This window comes from Demequina sp., from assembly GCF_016278775.1.
GTDB lineage: Bacteria > Actinomycetota > Actinomycetes > Actinomycetales > Demequinaceae > Demequina.
The window spans coordinates 1-19,485 of sequence record NZ_JADQBF010000011.1 but is presented as its reverse complement, the minus strand read 5'-3'; the positions used below and the strand labels follow the sequence as shown (position 1 = coordinate 19,485).

Below are 19,485 nucleotides of genomic sequence, written 5' to 3'. Positions count from 1 at the left end.
TTACCAGCCGGAGTCGCTAGATCTGACCCAGGTGCCGTTGGGCAACTGGACGCGAACGTAGTACGGGGTGTCCCACGGGTTCTGGGCCGCAGGACCCGAGTAGCAGTAGTTAAACGAGGCGCTACCGCTCCCATTGGTCTTGTTGAACGAGGGCATGGTCCCCGACGAGAACGCTCCGTCGGAGTTCCGGCACTCATACGGGAACTGGTAGTTCGCGGGGAAGTACCGCATCTCCCAGTGGAAGTAGTAGCACTTGGCCGCCTCCGAACACACGTCGGTGCGTTGCGGCCCGCGGGAGATGGTCACCTCGGGGTTGATGGTGAGGGACGCCTCCCCGATCGGGCTCCACTGGCCCTCGGAGTCCTGGACACGCACATCAATGGAGTGGGTGCCGCCAGCCGACGGCGCGTTGACCGAGCCGCCCGAGATCGCGCCGGACACCCAACCATTGCCATCAATGTTGTACTGGAGCGTCGTGATGGGCCGTCCGTTGGTGGTGGCGGCCAACCATGTGAAGCGCACGGTGCCGCTGTTGTTTGCGGCGGACACGCTGGGCTTAGGCGGAATGCCGTACGGCACGGCCGCGGCCGACGCCGCCGATTCGGAGCCGGTGTACGAGACGCCGTCGGCGGTGGCGGTGGCACGCAGCTTGACCGTGTACGACGAGCCATTCGACAGGGAACCGATCACGCCGCTTGCTGGCAGCGCCTTGAATGTGCCCGCGCCATTCAACTGGTACTCGTAGCTGATCCACGCCGCGTCGGCACCATTCCGGGGACCTGGGTTGAAGCCCACTGTGATGTTGCCATCGCCGGGGCTCGCCGTGACCGACGTGGGCGTGCCGGGCGCTACGAAGGCACGCCGCGGATCCGACGGAGGCGACGGGTCAGAGGCGCCCGCCTTGTTGTGGGCGACCACGGTGAAGGTGTACGCCACGTCGTCTGTCGCCAGTTCGAAGGCTCGCGAGTACACGCCCGCTGGCACCTCGGCCGTCGCGACGGCGGCTCCGCCTCGCAGCGCCGTGACGGTGTACGACGACACGGTGTCACCGTTGCCTGAAGGCTCGGTCCACTCCACCGCAAGCTGCGCCCTGTTGCCTACCGGGGCCAACCGCTGGGTGGTGGGCTTGGCCGGGGCAACCGGCGGGCCAGCTGGCACCTCGGTGCCCGAGTACTCCGACCACGCTGAGGGCTCGGGGGCATCATTGTGCGCCTGCACTCGCACTTGATAGGCGACGCCGTTCTCGAGGCCACTCCACTCGTAGGACGTTCCGGATACGTTGAGCACTTGCGACGGCCCGGCGACAGGCGGCGGCGAGATCTCAAGCGTGTAGCCGGAGATGGGAGATCCCTTGCTGACGGCAGGGGTCCACGCCACGGACAGCGCACGATCACCAAACGCGAGGGACGGCGCAGAGGGCTGCTCCGGCCGGACATCTGGGCGCGCCACGTCGGAAGGAGACGAGGGGGCGGACTCGCCCGCGCGGTTGGTCGCGGTCACCGTGAAGCGGTACTCCACGTCATTGCTGAGCCCGTCGATGGTGCAGATCGTCGTGGTGCAGTCGGTCTCCGTGCCCTGATCAGAACGCACCGTGTAGTGGGAGATCGGTGCGCCGTTGTTCCCTGGCGCGGTCCACTCCAGGACGACGGTGCGATCCTCGACGGACCGAATCGCCGGCTTCACCGGTGCGTCCGGCTCCTTGACCACGGTCACGAACACGCGGCCCTCGACCTGGCGGTCCGCGTCGCGGGTGCGATCCTCGATCGTGTAGCGCACCTGGAGCGTGCCGTGGAAAGCGACTCCCGGAGTGATCCGGAGTCCGTCCTCGCCGATGAGCACCTCGCCAACGCCAGCCTCGATGCCATACGACACCACGGTCAGGGGTTCGGCGGGGAACGGATTGAAGTCGTTGGCGGTCACGTCGACGAGGATCTCGGCGCCTGGTCTGGCGTCGTCAACGTAGTCGTCGTTCGCTACCGGCAGCGATCTGCTCGCGCTCGTGACCGCGACCCTGACGAGGCCGGGAACCGGGGCGGCTACCCCGTCCGACACCTCGATCTCGAGGTCGGCGAGCGTGCCCTTGGGGACGTCGGCGTCGGCCGAGACCATCAGGGCGTCGCCTTCGACAGCCGCCGTGAAGCCTTCCGCGACATCGCCGGTAATCGCGAACGTGAGGACGTCGTCCTCGTTGGGATCGGAGGCAAGCAGGCCGAGATTGAGCACGGTGGGCTCTTCTCCAGGGGTTACCTCGACGCGCGCGTCGCGCAAGGAGGGAGGCTCATTGCCGGCCGGAAGCACGGTGATGGGGATGGTGATCGCCGCCACTCGGCCTTCCGGATCGTCGACCGCGAGGCCGTCGGTCACTTCGACGGTGATCGCATCCTTTCCCCAGTACCCGTCAGTCGACGTGTACTGCAACGTCTCCTCGTCGACGACGAGGTCGTCGCCGTTGGCGTGAGCGGCCCTGACCGCTTCCGCTCGGGTGACGAGCGGCGGATTGCCGTTCGCCGTGAGGATGTAGTCCTCAAGACGAATGGTCTTGGTCTCGCCGCTGACCACTTCAATGGGGGCGGCGCTGATGAGTTGCGGCCTGGCGGTGCCAAATCCGGGAAGCATGACGAACGCCGAGGAACTCAAGCCGTCACCATCGGTGATCGTATAGGTGACGATGCGCGCCACGTCGGTGAGTTGCAGCGTGACGACTCCCAGGCCGCTCACCACCGCGGTGTCATCCGCCACGGTGAGCGTGAGTGCGGACGTCACGCCGTCTGGGTCCTCGTCGTTGGCGAGCACGTCGACGTCGACCGTTCCGTCATCCTCGACATCGGCGGCCGCGATCCGGTCATCGCGGGCGATGGGCGGGACTGGCTCAAGCGCGTCATCGACCGTCAGCAGGATGGTGCCAGCGCTCGACGCTCCAAACACGTCGGTGATCGTGTACTGCAGCGTGTATTGGCCCTCTTCCTCGGCGCTCAACACGACCCGCTCCCCCCGCACCTCCGCCTCGACGCCCGCAGGGGCCTCGATCTCTGGAGAGAGGCTGATGACGTCCGAGTCGGGATCGGTGTCGTTCTCAAGCACCGCCACCGACACGGAGTGGCCCGCCCTCGTGGCGGCCTCGTCGCGCAAGGCCACGGGGGCATTGTTGAAGCCGCGCATGGGCGCCACGCCCACCACCACTGAGCCCCTGGCGGAGGCTCCGAGCCGATCGCGCACCTCGAACTCGAACGTGTCGGTGCCCTGCGAGTCCGCGTAGGCCTCGTACACGATCCAGTCTTCTCCCTGCTGCACCACCCTGCCAAGCTCTGGCGCGGTCGCGAGGCCCTCGAGCACCACCGAGTCGCCATCGGGGTCGATGCCCTCGAGCGCGATGGGGATGCGGACGGTGTTGCCCGCGAGCACGCGCGCCACGGCATCGGTGGGCCGCGGCGCGGTGTTCCCTTCGTCGGCCCCCACAATCCTGATCTTCACCTGGGCGCTATCACGCTGCTCGTGCTCGTCGCCGACGTCGTACAAGGCCGTGACCGTGCCCGCTTGATCGCCTGCCCTGATCCGCAACACGTTGTCAGACACGAACACCTCGGCCATCGCCGGGTCGACGAGCGGCTCGCCGAGGCCCACGAGAGTGAGTTCGTCGCCGCTCGGGTGGGTGTCGTTGTCCAGGACGTCGACGGTCGCGACATCGCCGACGCGGACCACCACTTCGTCGTCCTCCGCCACGGGCGGCAAGGTCACGTCAGAGGGCGCGATCGGCAAGACGGTGATGTCAGCGCGGGCCGTGTCCGTGCCGTTCGACACCAGATAGCTCAGCGTCACGGGCTCCTTGAGGCCACCGATGTCGGTGACGCGCACCAGACGATGCTCGAGGACTGCGACCCGAAGGCCAGACCGCTCGGGCACCTCGACGTTCTGAATGACGAGCACTCGCCCGCCTGGGTCGGAGTCGTTGGCGAGCACGTCCACCAGGGTGTCCTCACCGGGAGCAACGAGCGCGACGTCCGACACTGCGATGGGCGGCAGGGTCGCGTCGACCTCCGGCAACACGTCAACCCGCACCAGGCCAGGGGCCGTGGTGGCGCCGTCGGTCACCAGGTACTGGATGTAGTAGGTGCCTGCGGCATCGGACGAGAAGGTGAAGGTGTTCTTCAGGTAGTCGGGCACCATCGAGACGCCCAGCACCTCGTCAAGTTTCGCGAGCCGCAACGGCTTGCCCGATCGCGACATGTCGTTGCCCAGCGGGCTCACCAGGACGGGCCGCCCCACCGAGGTGACGACGTGGTCCGAGTTGGTCTGCGGCGGCAACGTCTTCGAGGGCCACACGTCCACGCGCACGGTGCCCGTCGAATCCTCGATGCCGTCCGAAACCGTCACGTCCACGTCGAACGGTCCCGTGACATCTGGGTCGGCAGTGATGCTCACACGGCCGTCGGGGGTGAACTCGACGCGGTGAGGGGCTGGCGCTGTCGCGTTGCGCAGAAACAGCGTGTCGCCTTCGGGGTCGACCCAGTCGGGTAGCACTTGGTAGGAGACGGTCGCTCCCGCCTCCATGACCAATCGTGACCGACGGCGCGGTTCGGGAGCCGTGTTCTCGCCCTCGCCCGCAATGCTGATCGTCACGGTGGCGTCGTCCACTCCGCCGCGACCGTCACTGATGCGGTAGGTGAACGTCGCCGTGCCCGTCGCCTCTGGGGGCAACACCACTTGGAAGGCCTCCCCATCCCGAATGGGTTGAACCTGCCCAGGCACGCCCGTGGCGTCGACCACCACGGCCGTGAGGAGGTCGCCGTCGAGGTCGTAGTCGTTGTCAACCACGGGCAGCACGGTGGTGCGGCCAGCGCGCGTGCCAAAGTGGTCGTCCTCCGCCACCGGAGGGGTGTTCTCTTCGCTGCGTTCCGGCAGCGAAGACAGTTCGTCCTCTTCCTCGAACTCCTCGAAGTCCTGGTCGTCGTCCGGCGGGGGTAGCAGCGACTCCCAGTCTTCGACCCTTTCCATGCCGTCGGACGAGAGCCACCCTGTGCCGTTCACGGAGTCATTGAGGACCACCACATTGCGATTGACACGGAACACAAACTTCGCGCTGGGCAGTGCGCCGTCGATCTTCGCGCCGATGTCGAAGGCATCGTCCGCGCAGTCGCGGCGAAACTCGCCTGCACCCGCCCAAGCCAGATACACACATCCCTGCAGGGACACGGGAGCGGCTGGAGTTCCGACGGCCTGCAAGTCATTGGTCACTGCTTCGGCGCCGTCCAGGGGCTGGTTCCACCATCCGTCGTCAAAGGCAAGCGACACGGCGGCACCCGCGGCAGACGGCTGTTGAAGCACGGCGCCCTCAGGGACTTCGATCTGTGTCCCATCGATGTGGAGAATGCCCGTCGAGGAGTCGAGCACCACCACACGGTCGCCTACCAGGGTGATGGTCGCCTCGGCGTCTTCGGGCAATTCGAGTGTCCCGCGATCCTCTGTGCTCACGAGCGGGCCATCGAGACTCGCGGTCACTACCTCACCGGTGACGGCTGAGACCGCCGCGACAAGGCCGTCAGGGCCAACCGCGAGCGCGGCGTCTGCGCCCACCTCGGCGACGGGCGTGGTCGCCTCAAGGTCGACGGACGGCAGGCGTGAGGCAGGCATCACCCACAAGCGCCCGTCCGTCGGGTCCAGCACGGCCGCAGTGTCGGCACCCAACCCAAACTCGGCGTAGGCGGGCATGGCCGTGAGCGAGGGGGCCGTGAGGGTGGCGGCGTCGACGAGCGCCACCGTGGAATTGGCCGAATCGTGTACCACCACTGTGTTGCCTGATTGGGCCACGTCGAACTGTCCGGTGGTGGTGCGGTACCCGCCGTCAAGCGTGCGCGATTGGTGATTGAGGTGGCCCACCATGAGCACCGACTCGTTGGTCAACCACACGCCGCCATCGTGAAGCTCGACGTCCGTAGTTGGTACGCCGTCATCGAGAAAGGCGAACACGCCAAGCGTCATGGCGGACATCGTCACGACCGCGCCAGACGCGATATTGCGCCGCTCGCTCAATCGCGCCAACAAAGCCATGGTCCCCCCGTTTCCCTCAGACTCGGACACCATAGCGCGTCATGGTGCCCGGGGAATAGGGCAGTTTTCCCCATGTCTTCCTGGAGGGCGACCCGGGAGACGTCCTCTCATCCTCACGACCGAGGCGCCATCGTGCGGCACGGGACTAGCCTGGGGCGCATGGCGACCATGAAACGCGGGGGTGACGCGGCGATCGCCATCGCTTTCGCCGCCCTTGCGGTGTTGTCGGCGCACGCGGTGACGAGCGATGTCGAGCTGGACTACCGGGAGTTCGACACGTGGGGCTACGTCCTGGTGATCGCTCAAGCGCTGCCGCTCGCATGGCGCTCGGTCGCTCCCCGCACGGTGTTGTGGGTAGTCGCTAGCTTGTGGTCGGTCGCCTCAGGAATCGGCTACCCCGCGGAGGTGTCGTTCTTCCCCCTTCTCGTGGCGCTGTACACCGTGGGCGCATCGCTTCCTCGGCGTGAGGCCTTTCTCCATGGCGGAAGTGTGGCTGGCCTTGTCCTCGGCTGGACCATGGTTGGCGTCTTCGCTACCGACTTCGTGCCGTGGACGGCGCCCGCGTCGGTGGCGTTGGCAGTCATCGTCCCGATCCTCTTCGGCCTCACGGAGCGCAAGCGCCGAGAAAGGCTCACCGAGTACGAGCTCTCCGCCGAGCGCAGGCAACAGGCAGCAAGGATCGCTGCGGCCGACGCCGTGCGTGCCGAACGCGCCCGCATCGCGCGCGAACTGCACGACGTGGTCGCGCACGAGATGACAGTGATGACGCTGCAGGCGGAGGGAGCTCGGCGACGCGTTGCGAAGACCGATGCAGATGTGGCCGGCGCGCTTGCCACGATTTCGGACTCGGGCCGTAAGGGGCTTGCCGAGATGCAACGCATGATTGGCGTGTTGCGCACGTCGGAGCGAGAGCTTGAGCACGAGGCGGCCGAGCTCACTGGCCGCACCCGCGCACCCGCGTTGGTGGGCACCACCGATCAGGACGACCTGGCTCCGATGCCGTCGCTCGCGGCCATCCCGGCCCTCGTGAAGCAAGTCGAGGATTCGGGGCTGCCCGTGCGCCTGGCCATCGCGGGCACCACCCACGTGCCCGCTGGGGTCGAACTCAGCGCGTATCGGATCATTCAAGAGTCACTCACCAACGCCCTCAAGTACGCGGGATCCGGCGCCACCGCGAGCGTGACGGTGCGCCGTCGGCGAGACGCCGTGACCGTGACGGTGGAGGACGACGGCAGAGGCGTGATCTCCGACGTTGTCTCGTCGTCAGGCGGAAACGGTCTGGCTGGTATGAAGGAGCGGGTGGCGGCGCTCGGCGGACGCCTCGAGTTGGGCGCCAGGCAGGGCGGCGGCTATCGGGTCCACGCGGTGCTACCCGTCACAGACGACCAAGTGGTCAGCCAACGTGCCGCGCAGGAACAGGAGACTTAGGTGATCCGAGTTGGACTGGTCGACGATCAGCAGATGGTGCGCGTCGGCCTCAAGATGATTCTCGAGTCAGAAAACGACATCGTGGTGTGTTGCGAGGCCGCGTCCGGCGAGGACGCGATCGCAGGAGCAGCGGAGCACCGTCCGGACGTGGTTCTCATGGACATCCGCATGCCGGGCATGGATGGCCTCGCCGCAACGCGAGAGGTACTCAGGGTTGCCCCTGATGTGCGCGTCGTCATCCTCACCACCTTTGACGACGACGAGTACCTGTACGGCGCCCTACGCGCCGGCGCCTCTGGCTTCTTGTTGAAGAGCGCCGACGGCGACAGCCTGGTCAACGCCGTGCGCATCGTCGCCGGGGGCGAGGCGTTGCTTGCGCCCGAGGTGACACGCCGCGTCATCGAGCAGTTTGCGCGGGGCCCCGTCAAGAACATCCACGACAGCGGCGACGCCTCCGAGCCCATCTCAGTCGCCCCCGCAGCGGCTCCAGACGCCGCGAGCGAGCCCGAACACTACGTCCCCAGCCCAGAGGCGATCGGCGACCTCTCCGACAGGGAGGTGCAAGTGCTCCAGCTCATGGCGCGCGGCATGTCGAACCAAGAGATCGCGAAGGAGCTGTTCGTCTCCAACACCACCGTGAAGACGCACGTCAGCCATATCCTCACTAAGTTGGGAGTGCGGGACCGCGTGCAGGCCGTGGTGGAGGCATACGACTCTGGAATCGTCCTGCCCCGGCCGTAGGTCGTTCCCCCACCCGCATGGGGGACGTGCCTCGGGGTTTCCCCTGGCATCGTCCTCAAGAACGATCCGCCACAACCGTCCCCATGGCCGATGCCCCGAGGGCCCCACCTTCGCCACACTGAGTCCGGAATCTTCTGACACAACATCACGAAAGGCACCCCCCATGACCACCATGGAAGCACCCGCGCAGACGCCGGTAGCGGCAGCAATGCGCGACGGGTACAAGGACTATGGATTCGGCGACACCGCGGTGCGCGCACTCGACGGCGTCACCGTCGACATGAAGCGCCACGAGTTCACCGCCATCATGGGCCCGTCCGGGTCCGGCAAGTCGACCCTGCTGCACACCCTCGCGGGACTCGACCGCCTCACGGCCGGCACCTCACTGATTGCTGACGCCGTCATTACCCACCTCTCAGAGGCCCAGGTCACCGAGATCCGCCGCAACTACATCGGCTTCATCTTCCAGGCCTTCAACCTGATCCCGTCGCTCAACGGCCGCGAGAACATCACGCTGCCCATGGACATCGCAGGCAAGAAGGTTGACAAGGAGTGGTTTGACGAGATCATCGGCATCCTCGGCCTAGGGGATCGTCTGACGCACCTTCCTGCCGAGCTTTCCGGCGGCCAGCAGCAGCGCGTCGCCGTGGCGCGCGCGCTCGTGGCGCGGCCCGAGATCATCTTTGCCGACGAGCCGTCAGGAAACCTCGACTCGAAGTCAGGTGCAGAGTTGCTCGGCTTCATGCGTCGTGCTGTCAAGGAGTTCGGCCAGACCATCGTGATGGTGACGCACGACCCGACCGCCGCGTCGTACGCCGACCGCATCCTGTTCCTCGAAGACGGCAAGATCGTCGACGAGATGCGCGAGCCGACCGCAGAAAAGGTGCTCGACCGCATGAAGCAGATGGGGCACTGATTCCTGATGCTGAGACTTGCACTCAAGTCGGTTCGGCATAACCCGAAGCGGCTCATTCTCACGGCCTTTGCCGTCGCCCTTGGCGTCGCGCTCGTGGCCGCGACGCTGACATTCACGTCCGCGCTCTCGCGCGGCTTCACCGACCTGTTCGGTGACATCTACAGCTCCGTCGACGTGATCGTCGAGGAGGCTCCAGCCGAGGGCGAAGAGGGCGAGTTCACCGCGCGCGACGCCCAAGGCCCGTTCTCAGACGATGACGTGGCCGCCGTCAAGCAGGTGGATGGCGTGCTGTACGCCGAAGGCTCGGTTGCCTACGAGACGGGTATGGTGCTCAACGCCGACGGTGATGCACCGCTTGGCATGGGCGCACCCACGCTGGTGTACGGCTGGTACGGGATTCCCGACATCGACGGTTCCACCCTGGTCGACGGAGCGGGTCCGTCGGCCGACGGCGACGTCGTGGTCGACGTCGACACCTACGCGAAGCTCGAGCTGGCGCCCGGCGACACGGTCAAGATCGCGACGGACGACGGCGTGCAGGAGCTCACCGTCACCGGCTCGATTCGCTTTGGCGAGAACAACGAGCTCCAGACCGCCAACCTCATGTATGCCAACGAGGCGACGGTGCGCGAACTTGCTGGCGGGGTCGAGGGCTTCCGCGACATTCAAGTGGTGGCAGAAGACGGTGCGAACCCCGACGCGATCGTGGACGCGATCTCTCCCCTCCTGCCCGACGGTACGCGTGCTATCACCTCGCAAGACAAGGTTGCGGAACAGATCGACTCACTCAACGAGGCGCTCAACATCGTGGATGTGTTCGCGTTGATCTTTGGACTCGTGGCCCTGTTCGTTGGCGCGTACATCATCGTCAACACCTTCAGGATCATCGTGACCCAGCGCACCAGGGAGTTCGGACTGCTCCGGGCGATCGGCGCGCAGGGCTCACAAATCCGCAACTCGATCCTTGTCGAGTCCGTGGTGGTCGGCCTCGTCGGAACGACGGCGGGAATCCTGACTGGTTGGGGCCTCGCTCTCGCCGGTGGTGCCTTGGTCGAGTCCTTCAGCGGCAACATCCTTGGCACGCTCGTGTTGCCAGTGAAGGCGGTGCTGTGGAGCTACTCGCTGGGCGTCTCCGTGACGGTCATTGCGGCGTTGCTCCCCGCGATCCACGCCTCGCGCATCTCCCCCATGGAGGCGCTCCGCGAGGCCGGTACTGCCGGCAAGAAGTCGCTACGGCGACGCAACATCGTGGGCGGCGCGCTCACCCTGTTGGGTGTCGCTGGCGTGTTGATTGGCCTGTATGGCTCGGTTCCCAGGCCCGCGTGGTGGGTGGGCGCAGGGGCCGTGCTGATCGTGCTCGGCGTCACGCTGCTCGCCGCGCAGGTGATCGTTCCGCTCGCGTATGGCCTGCGGGGCGTGCTGTCGAAGCTGTGGGGTGTCAACGGCAAGCTTGCCGCGAACAACATTCACCGCGAGCCGCGTCGCTCGGCCAACACGGCCGCGGCCTTGATGATTGGTGTCATGCTGCTGGCGCTGGTGGCGACGTTCACGGAGTCAGTCAAGGACACGTTCACCTCACAGTTCGCTACCAACAAGGCTGAGCTGATCGTCATGAGTCAGGCGACGCTGATCCCGCAAGGGGCCGTCGACGTCATCGCCGAGACGGAAGGCGTCAACAAGGTTGCCCGCTACGGGTTCGGCGAAGCCTCCGTGGATGGCGAGAACTTCTTCATGGGCATCGTCGATGCTGAAGAGATTGATGGAGTGTTCGAACTCGAAACCGACCGTCCGCTGACCGAGCTGGGACAGGGTGTCTTCATCGATGCGAGCGTCGAGGCGCTGGGATACGAGGTAGGCGACCAGATCACGGTCGAGGGACCCGAAGGCTCCGTAACCCTTGAGGTGACCGGCCTGTACCTGGTGGAGGGCGATCAGCCGCTGATCGTGGACTGGTCAGTCGGCGAACAGTTGGTCGGGGAGCCCGACATCATCCAGGCACTCGTTGACTTCGACGAAGGTGCCGATCTCGAGGCAACGACGGACGCCGTCAACGAGAACCTCAAGGAGGACTTCCCGTTGGTGATGCCCCAGTCGCCAGAAGAGATCGAGCAGTTCTTCAACCAGGCCCTGGACATCCTGTTGGCCGTGATCTCTGGCCTGCTGGGTGCCGCCCTGCTGATCGCCATCCTGGGAGTGGCCAACACGCTGCTCCTGTCGGTCACCGAACGGACCCGCGAGATCGGCCTGCTGCGCGCAGTCGGCGTCACTCGCAAGGCGGTGTGGGGCATGATCACGCTCGAGTCGGTCGTGATGGCCGTGTTCGGAACCCTGCTGGGCATCATCCTGGGGGTTGGCCTGGGCGCGGCACTCGTCAACGCTCTCGCCGAGTACGGCTTCGAGCGTGTGGTGGTGCCGTGGGTGTGGATCGCGATCTACACGGTGCTGTCCATGATCGCCGGTGTCATCGCGGCCATCTGGCCCGCGTGGCGTGCCTCGAGGCTCGACATTCTGAAGGCCATCGCGGCCGACGGATAGTCGATTCCCTGCGCGAAGGGCCCGGACCACTCGGTCCGGGCCCTTCGCGCGTCGGGGGCGCGCGCCGATTGCGTGCAGGCCGCACATGGCGCATGGTGCACGCGACAAGTCCGGGCCTGTTGTGCGCATAGCGCACCTTCGCGACTAGATCTCGACGCCCACCCACACGGGCTCGGGCACCAGTGAGATGCCGTACCGCTCGCGCACCCCGTCGCGCACCACGCGGGCGAGCGACACCAGATCATCGGCCGACGCCCCGCCCCTGTTGGTCAGCGCAAGGGTGTGCTTGGTCGACAAGGCGGCCCTGGCGTCGTCCCCCACCGCGAAGCCCTTGCCAAAGCCAGCGTGCTCGATCAGCCACGCCGCGCTGGTTTTGATCGAGCCTTCAGGCGCGTGGGGGCCTGCGGGGAAGCGCGGTGCGTCAGGGTCGAGAGCCGCGGCGGCCGAGGCGTCGAGCACGGGGTTGGTGAAGAACGAGCCCGCGCTCCAGGTGTCGGGGTCAACATCGTCGAGCACCATGCCCTTGGAACGCCTCAGCGCGAGCACGGCGTCCCTCACCTCGGTGATCGGCACGCGCGCGCCCAGCTCGACGCCGAGCGCGCCAGCGAGCTGCGCGTACCGCACGGGCGCCGACAGCGACGCCATGCGGGTGTGGAACGTGACGGACAGCACCACAAAGCGAGGGCTCGGCGCCCAGACCGCACCATCGTCGGCACCGCCGTGCATCGACCGCTTGAGCACCGAGTCACGATACGAGAAGCCGAGCGACATGAGGGGAAGGGTCCGCACCGACTGCGTCGAGCGGTCCCACGTGCGCACCTGCGCGATGAGTTCCGAGACGTCCGCCCCATAGGCGCCGACGTTCTGCACGGGGGTCGCACCGGTCGACCCTGGGATCCCGGAGAGGGCCTCGAACCCCGACCACTGCGAGCTCACGGCACGTTCCACGAGCGCATCCCACGGCACGCCTGCACCCGCGGTGATCGTCAGACCCCCGCACGAGCCGTCATTCTGCAGTGCCACGTGCGCCTCGACATCGCGTCTCGCGTCGCGGACGACTACGCCGTCGAAGCCCGCGTCCGACACCAGCAAGTTGGAGCCGCCGCCAAGGATGAGCACGGGAGTACCGGCGGCGTCGGCCGCCCGCACCGCCTCGATCACCTCGTCATCGGACTCGGGCTCAAGGAACTCACGCGCCTCACCCCCAACCCTGAGGGTGGTGAGGTCGGCCAGCGTGGTCATGTGCCTTAGCGTAGCCGCGAGCCCTCGTCGCCTCTGTGCATCGGAATGGCCTCGCCCGCGGCGTCGATGACGGCGGCGGGATCTGACGCGCGACGGCCGAGAAGCCCCACGCCGACGCTGCGCTCCTGGCGACGACGTGAGCGGAACAGGTTCCGGTCGGCACGCACGGCCCTGGCCAACACGAACGACGCGACGGAGCCGATCACGACGAGCAGCATGGCATGTCGGAGCGGAATCCACTCCCCCATCTGTCCGATCGCCTGCGGCACCATCAGGCCAGCGACCGTGGAGAAGGACGAGACGGCCGCAACGCGCGCCGCCGCGTGACGGGGGTCATCGGCGGCGGCGGAAAAGCCGATCGGGTAGTTGAGCGCTGCCCCTGCTCCCCAGAGAATGACGGCGAGAGGCACCAGCCAGAACGTCGGTGTGAAGGCAAAGAGCGCGACGCCGACCGCGGCAAAAACGGCGGAGGCACGCAGGGTCACGACGCGGCCGAGCCGGTCGATGATGCCAGCGCCAGACATCCTGACGGTGAACATCGCGGCAACGAAGATCCAGTAGATGATGTCGCCGGTCGACTCGCGTTGGCTGAAGTCGTCGACCACAGCGAGGGAGAGCCATTGGGCGGCGATCATCTCTGTCATGGCCGCGGCGAACACGATGGCGCCAATGAGCAACACCCTGCGGTTGCGGTACTCGGCTCCCGCGGTGGCGAACGGTCCGCCGAGGGATTGCGAAGCCACCCTCGGGTCGGGCGTGCCATCCAGGACCGCGAGGGGAATGACGGCAAGGCGCACCATGGTGACCGCGAGCGCGACGATGGCGAAGTGCCACGCCGGAGCGACGTGCCAGTGCGATGCGGCCGCTCCCGGCGCGAGGCCGATGCCCATGCCCACCGAGAAGCCAGCGTGGAACTGGGGCATGATCGACCGGCCGACGTGGCGTTCGACCTCGGCGGCCTCGGCGTTGGCTGGCACGTTGGACAGGGCGAACGCGAGGCTCACAAAGAAGGAGGCGGTCGCGAAGAACACGGGCGAGCCTGCTGCGGTCGCGAGTCCGAGCGAGACGAGCGCGGCCAGGTGCGCGATGCTGGCCCACCACAGCAGTGCGCGCGAGCCGAATCTGGCGTTGGCCCACCCCGCGGCCATCAACGCAACCAAGGCGCCGAGCGCACCGAAGAGCAGGAGAATCGCCAGCCCTGCCGAGGAAACGCCCAGCAGGTCGCGGATGGTGGGGATGCGCGACAGGAAGGTGGTCAGAAGCATGCCGAGTGCCGCGAACGTCACGAGGAGTGCGCGATGCGCCGTCCGCACCCGCTCAGCGGAGGGAGACGTGGTCGGCGCGTGACCGAAAGTCGGAACCATGGTGTCCTGCCCCAGAAGGCGGGCCGCGGATCGCGCGCTACCCACCTAGAAGTCGAAACGTTTCGAACTGAGATTACCATGGTGCCAGTACGCTGAGAGTTCCACCTGCAACGTCCCATCTCACCGCACCTGACAAGGGGTAGTCCATGAGCGCAAAGCGCCGGCCCACCATGGCCGACGTCGCCTCGCTCGCAGGCGTCTCGCTGTCGACCGTGTCTCTCACCTACTCCGGTGCCGGACCGATCTCGCCTGACATGCGCGCGCGAGTGGAGCGAGCCGCTTCAGAACTGGGTTACGCGGGTCCGTCGCCGCAGGCGCAGGCCCTGCGATCCGGGCGCAGCAGGGTGGTGGGGCTTGTCATTCATGAGCGCCTCCACTTCGCGTTCAGGGACCCCTTCACGTTGCGCGTGCTCGACGCCCTCATCGGCGACCTCGGTGAGATGGGCCAGGGCGTTCTCCTGCTGCCCTCGCCGTCTGAGGACTCGACGGAGCCGAATCTGCTCGCCACCGCCTCCATGGATGCCGCCGTACTCATGCGCGTGCGCGACCACGACGAGCCTGCGCTCGACATCCTTGCCCGCCGAGAACTGCCCTTTGCGATCGTCGAGGGCACGGCACCGGGAGCGGCCGCCATCACGATCCCCGACCGCCGCGCGACCGCTGACCTCATCCGACACCTCATGGAACTGGGCCATGAGCGCATCGCCACCGTGACGCTCCCCAGGGGCGGACGTAAGGGCACTGGAATCTACGAGGGCGAGCTGTTGGCAGGCGCGCTCTGGACGCCGACGCGCAACCGCCTGGCGGCTTTCGAGGATGCTGGGATCGAGCCGTGCGTGGTCATCGAGTCGGGTGCGTCGATGGTGGAAGAAGGCGTCGCAGCCGGCCACCTCGCCTTCAGCCACCCGTCCAAGCCCACCGCCGTGGTGTGCCAGTCGGACCTGCTCGCCGGCGGGGTGGTGCTCGCCGCCCGCGAGTTGGGTCTGAGCGTGCCGGATGACGTCTCGATCACCGGCTTCGACGGGCTCGACTTGCCGTGGCTGCAGCCCCTTGACCTCACCACGGTTCCCCAGGACGGCGCCGCGAAGGGCCACCTCATCGCTCAAGGCGTCAAGGCGCTGCTCGACGGCGACGAGCCCCCCGTCATCGAACTGCCCCTCGAGATCCGCGTCGGCAACAGCACCGCACGCGCCCCCCAGTAACGCCGAAGGGCGCCGCCCGGTCTCCCGGACGACGCCCCGACGGTAGTGAGGTGAGTGGAGTTACAGACCCAAAGCAGTCTGGAGCGCGGGGAGCGCGAAGTACACCGCGAAGGCGCCGGCCGCGATCCACATGAGCGGCTTGACTCCCTTGGCGTTGCCCTTTGCTGCCTGCAGGATGACGTACGCAATGAAGCCCATCCCGATGCCTGCGGCGATCGAGAAGCCGAACGGCATCACGATCATCGTCAGGAACGCAGGGATCGCGATCCCGTAGTCCTTCCAGTCGATGTCGACAACGCCCGCCAGCATCATCAAGCCGACAAGGACCAGGACCGGTGTGGCAGCCTCGAATGGCACCAGGTTGGCCAGCGGCGACAAGAACACCGCCACGAGGAAGCCGAGACCTGTCACCACGGAAGCCAGGCCAGTGCGCGCGCCATCGCCCACGCCGGAGGCCGATTCGATGTACGCCGTGTTGGAGGACACCGCACCAGCACCACCCACGATCGCGCCGATCGAGTCGACAATGAGGATCTGCTGCGAGTTGGCAGGAACACCTTCTTCGTCGTTGAGGTGCGCCTCTTCACCGACTGCGGTCATGGTGCCCATCGTGTCGAAGAAGTCGACCACGAACAGCGAGAAGATCAGCAGCAGGACGGTGATGACGGCGGGGCCTGAGGTGAAGGCACCGAACACGCTGACCTGACCGAGCAGGCCAAGGTCGGGGCTGAAGCTCCAGTCCTGATCCTTGAACGTCGGGACGACGAGCGCCCACCCCGAAGGGTTGTCCGCAGCGGAGCCCACCTTGGCGATGGCCTCGATGATGAAGGCGATGACCGTCATGCCGACGATCGAGATCAGCAGTGCACCCTTGACCTTGCGCATCAAGAGGATGCCGCCCACCACGATGCCGACGACGAAGAGCAGAGTCGGCCACGTATTAATGGCACCGCCCTCGCCGAATTGTGACGGCACCGAGTCTGAGCCGGGGTCGTTCACCAAGCGCGAGTCCCAGAACGCGATGAACGCGAGGAACAGGCCGATGCCAGCCGCGATGGCCTTCTTGAGGGCCATCGGAACGGCCACCAAGAACGACAGGCGCAACCTGGTGAGCACCAGGATGAGGACCAAGACACCCTCGAGGACGATGAGTCCCATCGCCTCTGGCCACGACAGCGCGCCAGAGCCCACCAGGCCGTACGCGACGAAGGCGTTGAGCCCAAGCCCCGTCGCGAGCGCGAGCGGGAATCGGGCGTACGCACCCATCGAGACCGTGAGCACGCCAGCGATCAGCGCCGTTGCGGCCGCGATCATGCCCAGGTTCGGCTCGGTGCCACCGCCGAGGTAGTTGCCCGCCTTGTCCGGCACGAAGCCGAGGATGAGGGGATTGAGCACCACGATGTAAGCCATCGTGAAGAAGGTCGTGAGTCCACCGCGGACTTCTTGACCGAACGACGATCCCCTTGCGGAGATCGAGAAATAGGTGTCGAGCTTCGCTGCGAAGCCCGTCTTCTCCTCTGATGCAGTTGCCATACCCGAATCGTGGCAGTGCCCAGCCCTCAAGAGCACTTCCACGGCGTCAAAACACTGCGTGGTGAGTTGGAGGGTTCCTACAAGTCAGGCGTGCAGATCGGTCAAAGCTCCTTGCGGCTTGGGCCGCAAAGCCCGAAGCACCTACGCGCAGTCGACGATCGCTTGCGCCTTGCCCAGCACCTTGGCGCCTTCAAAGGTCACGGTCACGTCGATGCGCGCCCGTTGGAGTTCGTGATCGAGAGCGCCCACCACCGCCGTCACGCTCACGGTGGCCGCCCCGAGCGCGGGAACGGGCACAGGGCGTGTGAAGCGAGCCTGATAATCGACGACGTTGCCGGCGCCGGCCCACTCCTCGACAACGGACGCGCCGATGCCCATGGTGAACATGCCGTGGGCAATCACGCCAGGCAAACCCACCTGCTGGGCGAAGGCGTCGTTGTAGTGGATCGGGTTGAAGTCTCCTGAAGCGGCCGCGTAGCGCACGAGCGTGTCGCGCGTGACCTCCACGTCGCGCCCGGCTACCTGGTCGCCGATGTTGAGGGAGGAGAAGGCGGGAAGGGTCTCTTCGCTCATGACTGGTCCTCCCTCACGGCCAAGGTGGACATCACGGTGGTGACCGGCACCCCGTCGGCATCCGTCAGTTCGGCGCGGCTGGTCACCATGGAGATGCCGGCGCGCTGCGTGATCGACTCGATGATGACGCTCGCGCGCACCACATCGCCCGCGACGATGGGCCGGTGATGAGTGAAGCGCTCGTCGGCGTGGACCACCTTGGAGAAGTCCACCCCCACCTCGGGATCGGCTACGACGTGGAACTCCGCCTTCTGGGCGATGATCGCCGCAAACGTCGCAGGCGCCACAACGTCCTCGTACCCCTCGGCTCGCGCCACTTCCGGAGAGAAGTGAGCGCCGCTACGGGCATCGACGGCGTCGGCGAAGGCGCGGATCGCCCCACGAGTCACCTCGTACGGCTCGAACGGGCCGTACGAGCGGCCCTGGGTTTCTGGATTCACAGGCACGCACCAACCCTATCGAAAGGGACGATGCGGACGGCACCATCGCACGGCATATGGCGAAGCTGAGTGCTAGTCCGCCACATACCCGGCAACCAACGCCCGATGGTCGGTGCCGGGAATCGCGACTGTGTCGAGCGTCTTCGCGACCAGGCTGGCGTCGCGGGTCATGACGTGGTCGATCGCTACGAGGGGCCCGATCGTTCGGCCTTCTGGGAACGTGGGTTGGAACCCTGCCCCGGCCTGGTCAGCGGCATCCGCGTAGCCGAGCCCCTCGAGCCGCCGGAACGCCGCATGGTCGCGGGCCGTGTTGAAATCACCCGCCACGATGACGCCGCCAGTGACATCGCCAAGTAGAGCGGCGAGCCGGTCCATGTCTTCCGACCAGCGCTGATGGCTACGAAGTGCGGGCGCCTCAGGGTGGATCGCGTACACGGCAAGCGCCCGGGACTCGACCGTGATCTGCGCGCGGACCGCCCGCGCGCTGAGGGCATCGACGATCTGGCGGTCTGCGAGCGGAAGCCGCGACCACAACCCGGTTCCCTTGAATCCGGGCTCGGGGGCTAGCACCGCCTGGGGCAGCACCTCTTCGAGACCCGCGTCACGCAAGCGCGTCACTGCAGCAGGGGTGAGCTCCTGCACGGCCAGCACGTCTACGGAGTAGTCCTCGACGAGCCGCACCACGGCGTCGGCGTCGGCCTCTCCGTACTCCAGATTGAGCGTCGCTACCGTCAGCACGGTATCGCCCGCCGCGGGCGCGGCAACGTAGAGCGGCACCATCCACGCCACACCCAGGGATGTGATGGCGGCAGCGGTGACCGAGAGCGACCACGATCTGGCGAGCACGGCCAACACGAGCGGCACCACACACGCGAGCGTCACCCACGGCATGAGCGCGACGAGCCATGCGAGCGGGCCCGCCTCCCAACCCGTGAGCCGCGCGACCACCGGGACCAGCACGGCAACGAGGCCCACCAGCGCGAGCCACCACACCCACAGGTGCCAACCGGCGCGACGCCGTCGCCGGGAGACCGCAGCGTCGTCCGTGGCCGTCGGTGGCGCGTCGGCCGTCTCATCCATGTGACCGAGTGTGACACGCGCGGCTCGGCGGCGACCGTCGCCGCAGAAGAACGAGACGCCCGCCGCGGCACGGGCCGGACGGGCGTCTACGAGGTGAGCGAGACTAGCGGGTCTCGCGGTGGGGCTGGTGCTTTCCGCACTTGGGGCAGAACTTCGCGAGCTCGACGCGGTCAGGCGTGTTGCGGCGGTTCTTGCGCGTGATGTAGTTGCGGTTCTTGCACTCTGTGCACGCGAGCGTGATCTTCGGACGAATGTCGTTCTTAGCCATGATTGACTTCCCTGCCTTGTTGTTCACGCTCGCGCGTGTCAGCCCATCCGAATCGATGGAACCTGTAGCGAGGGCGGGACTCGAACCCGCGACCCCACGATTATGAGTCGTGTGCTCT

At 66.7% G+C, this 19,485-nt stretch carries 13 protein-coding genes; 5 read left to right on the top strand and 8 right to left on the bottom strand.

The features are described 5' to 3' along the window. On the bottom strand, positions 1-6,045 hold the full coding sequence (locus QZZ33_RS02025) for an Ig-like domain-containing protein (protein WP_291377807.1): 6,045 nt from the start codon (positions 6,043-6,045) through the stop codon (positions 1-3). A gap of 159 nt (positions 6,046-6,204) precedes the next feature. Here QZZ33_RS02025 and QZZ33_RS02020 point away from each other — a divergent pair, with 159 nt between their 5' ends. The 4 genes from QZZ33_RS02020 to QZZ33_RS02005 all read left to right on the top strand — a co-directional run bounded on the left by QZZ33_RS02020 (position 6,205) and on the right by QZZ33_RS02005 (position 11,665). Continuing rightward, on the top strand, positions 6,205-7,473 hold the full coding sequence (locus QZZ33_RS02020; protein ID WP_291377806.1) for a histidine kinase: 1,269 nt from the start codon (positions 6,205-6,207) through the stop codon (positions 7,471-7,473). Next, positions 7,474-8,214: a response regulator transcription factor gene (locus QZZ33_RS02015; RefSeq protein WP_291377805.1), complete on the top strand. Its 741-nt coding sequence runs from the start codon at positions 7,474-7,476 to the stop codon at positions 8,212-8,214. 163 nt (positions 8,215-8,377) lie between these two features. Continuing rightward, complete coding sequence (locus QZZ33_RS02010; RefSeq protein ID WP_291377804.1) at positions 8,378-9,130, top strand: ABC transporter ATP-binding protein; 753 nt, start codon at positions 8,378-8,380, stop codon at positions 9,128-9,130. 6 nt (positions 9,131-9,136) lie between these two features. Next, positions 9,137-11,665 carry an ABC transporter permease gene (locus tag QZZ33_RS02005; protein WP_291377803.1) on the top strand — a complete coding sequence of 843 codons (2,529 nt, stop codon included), beginning with the start codon at positions 9,137-9,139 and terminating at the stop codon, positions 11,663-11,665. Between the two features lie 144 nt (positions 11,666-11,809). Here QZZ33_RS02005 and QZZ33_RS02000 read toward each other — a convergent pair whose 3' ends face one another. Beyond that, the gene (locus QZZ33_RS02000) at positions 11,810-12,907 is read right to left on the bottom strand and encodes a UDP-N-acetylmuramate dehydrogenase (protein WP_291377802.1); all 1,098 of its coding nucleotides are present in this window, start codon (positions 12,905-12,907) and stop codon (positions 11,810-11,812) included. Positions 12,908-12,912: 5 nt separating this feature from the next. Then, entirely contained in the window at positions 12,913-14,271 is a 1,359-nt protein-coding gene (locus QZZ33_RS01995) for an MFS transporter (protein WP_291377801.1), read from the bottom strand. Between the two features lie 146 nt (positions 14,272-14,417). Here QZZ33_RS01995 and QZZ33_RS01990 point away from each other — a divergent pair, with 146 nt between their 5' ends. Continuing rightward, positions 14,418-15,473: a LacI family DNA-binding transcriptional regulator gene (locus QZZ33_RS01990; protein ID WP_291377800.1), complete on the top strand. Its 1,056-nt coding sequence runs from the start codon at positions 14,418-14,420 to the stop codon at positions 15,471-15,473. A 60-nt stretch (positions 15,474-15,533) separates the two neighbouring features. Here the strand turns inward: QZZ33_RS01990 and QZZ33_RS01985 are convergent, their stop codons facing one another. The 5 genes from QZZ33_RS01985 to rpmG form a co-directional block, all read right to left on the bottom strand. Then, the gene (locus QZZ33_RS01985) at positions 15,534-17,006 is read right to left on the bottom strand and encodes an NCS2 family permease (protein ID WP_291377799.1); all 1,473 of its coding nucleotides are present in this window, start codon (positions 17,004-17,006) and stop codon (positions 15,534-15,536) included. 141 nt (positions 17,007-17,147) lie between these two features. Then, a complete protein-coding gene (locus tag QZZ33_RS01980; protein WP_291377798.1) occupies positions 17,148-17,579 on the bottom strand; it encodes a MaoC/PaaZ C-terminal domain-containing protein in 432 nt (143 codons plus the stop codon). Continuing rightward, positions 17,576-18,025, bottom strand: coding sequence for a MaoC family dehydratase N-terminal domain-containing protein (locus QZZ33_RS01975; protein ID WP_291377797.1), 450 nt, complete (start codon positions 18,023-18,025; stop codon positions 17,576-17,578). Before QZZ33_RS01975 ends, QZZ33_RS01980 begins: the two co-directional genes overlap by 4 nt. A gap of 66 nt (positions 18,026-18,091) precedes the next feature. After that, positions 18,092-19,099: an endonuclease/exonuclease/phosphatase family protein gene (locus tag QZZ33_RS01970; protein ID WP_291377796.1), complete on the bottom strand. Its 1,008-nt coding sequence runs from the start codon at positions 19,097-19,099 to the stop codon at positions 18,092-18,094. A gap of 103 nt (positions 19,100-19,202) precedes the next feature. Next, a complete protein-coding gene (gene rpmG, locus QZZ33_RS01965) occupies positions 19,203-19,367 on the bottom strand; it encodes a 50S ribosomal protein L33 (RefSeq protein WP_226095626.1) in 165 nt (54 codons plus the stop codon). Between the last annotated feature and the right edge of the window lie 118 nt (positions 19,368-19,485).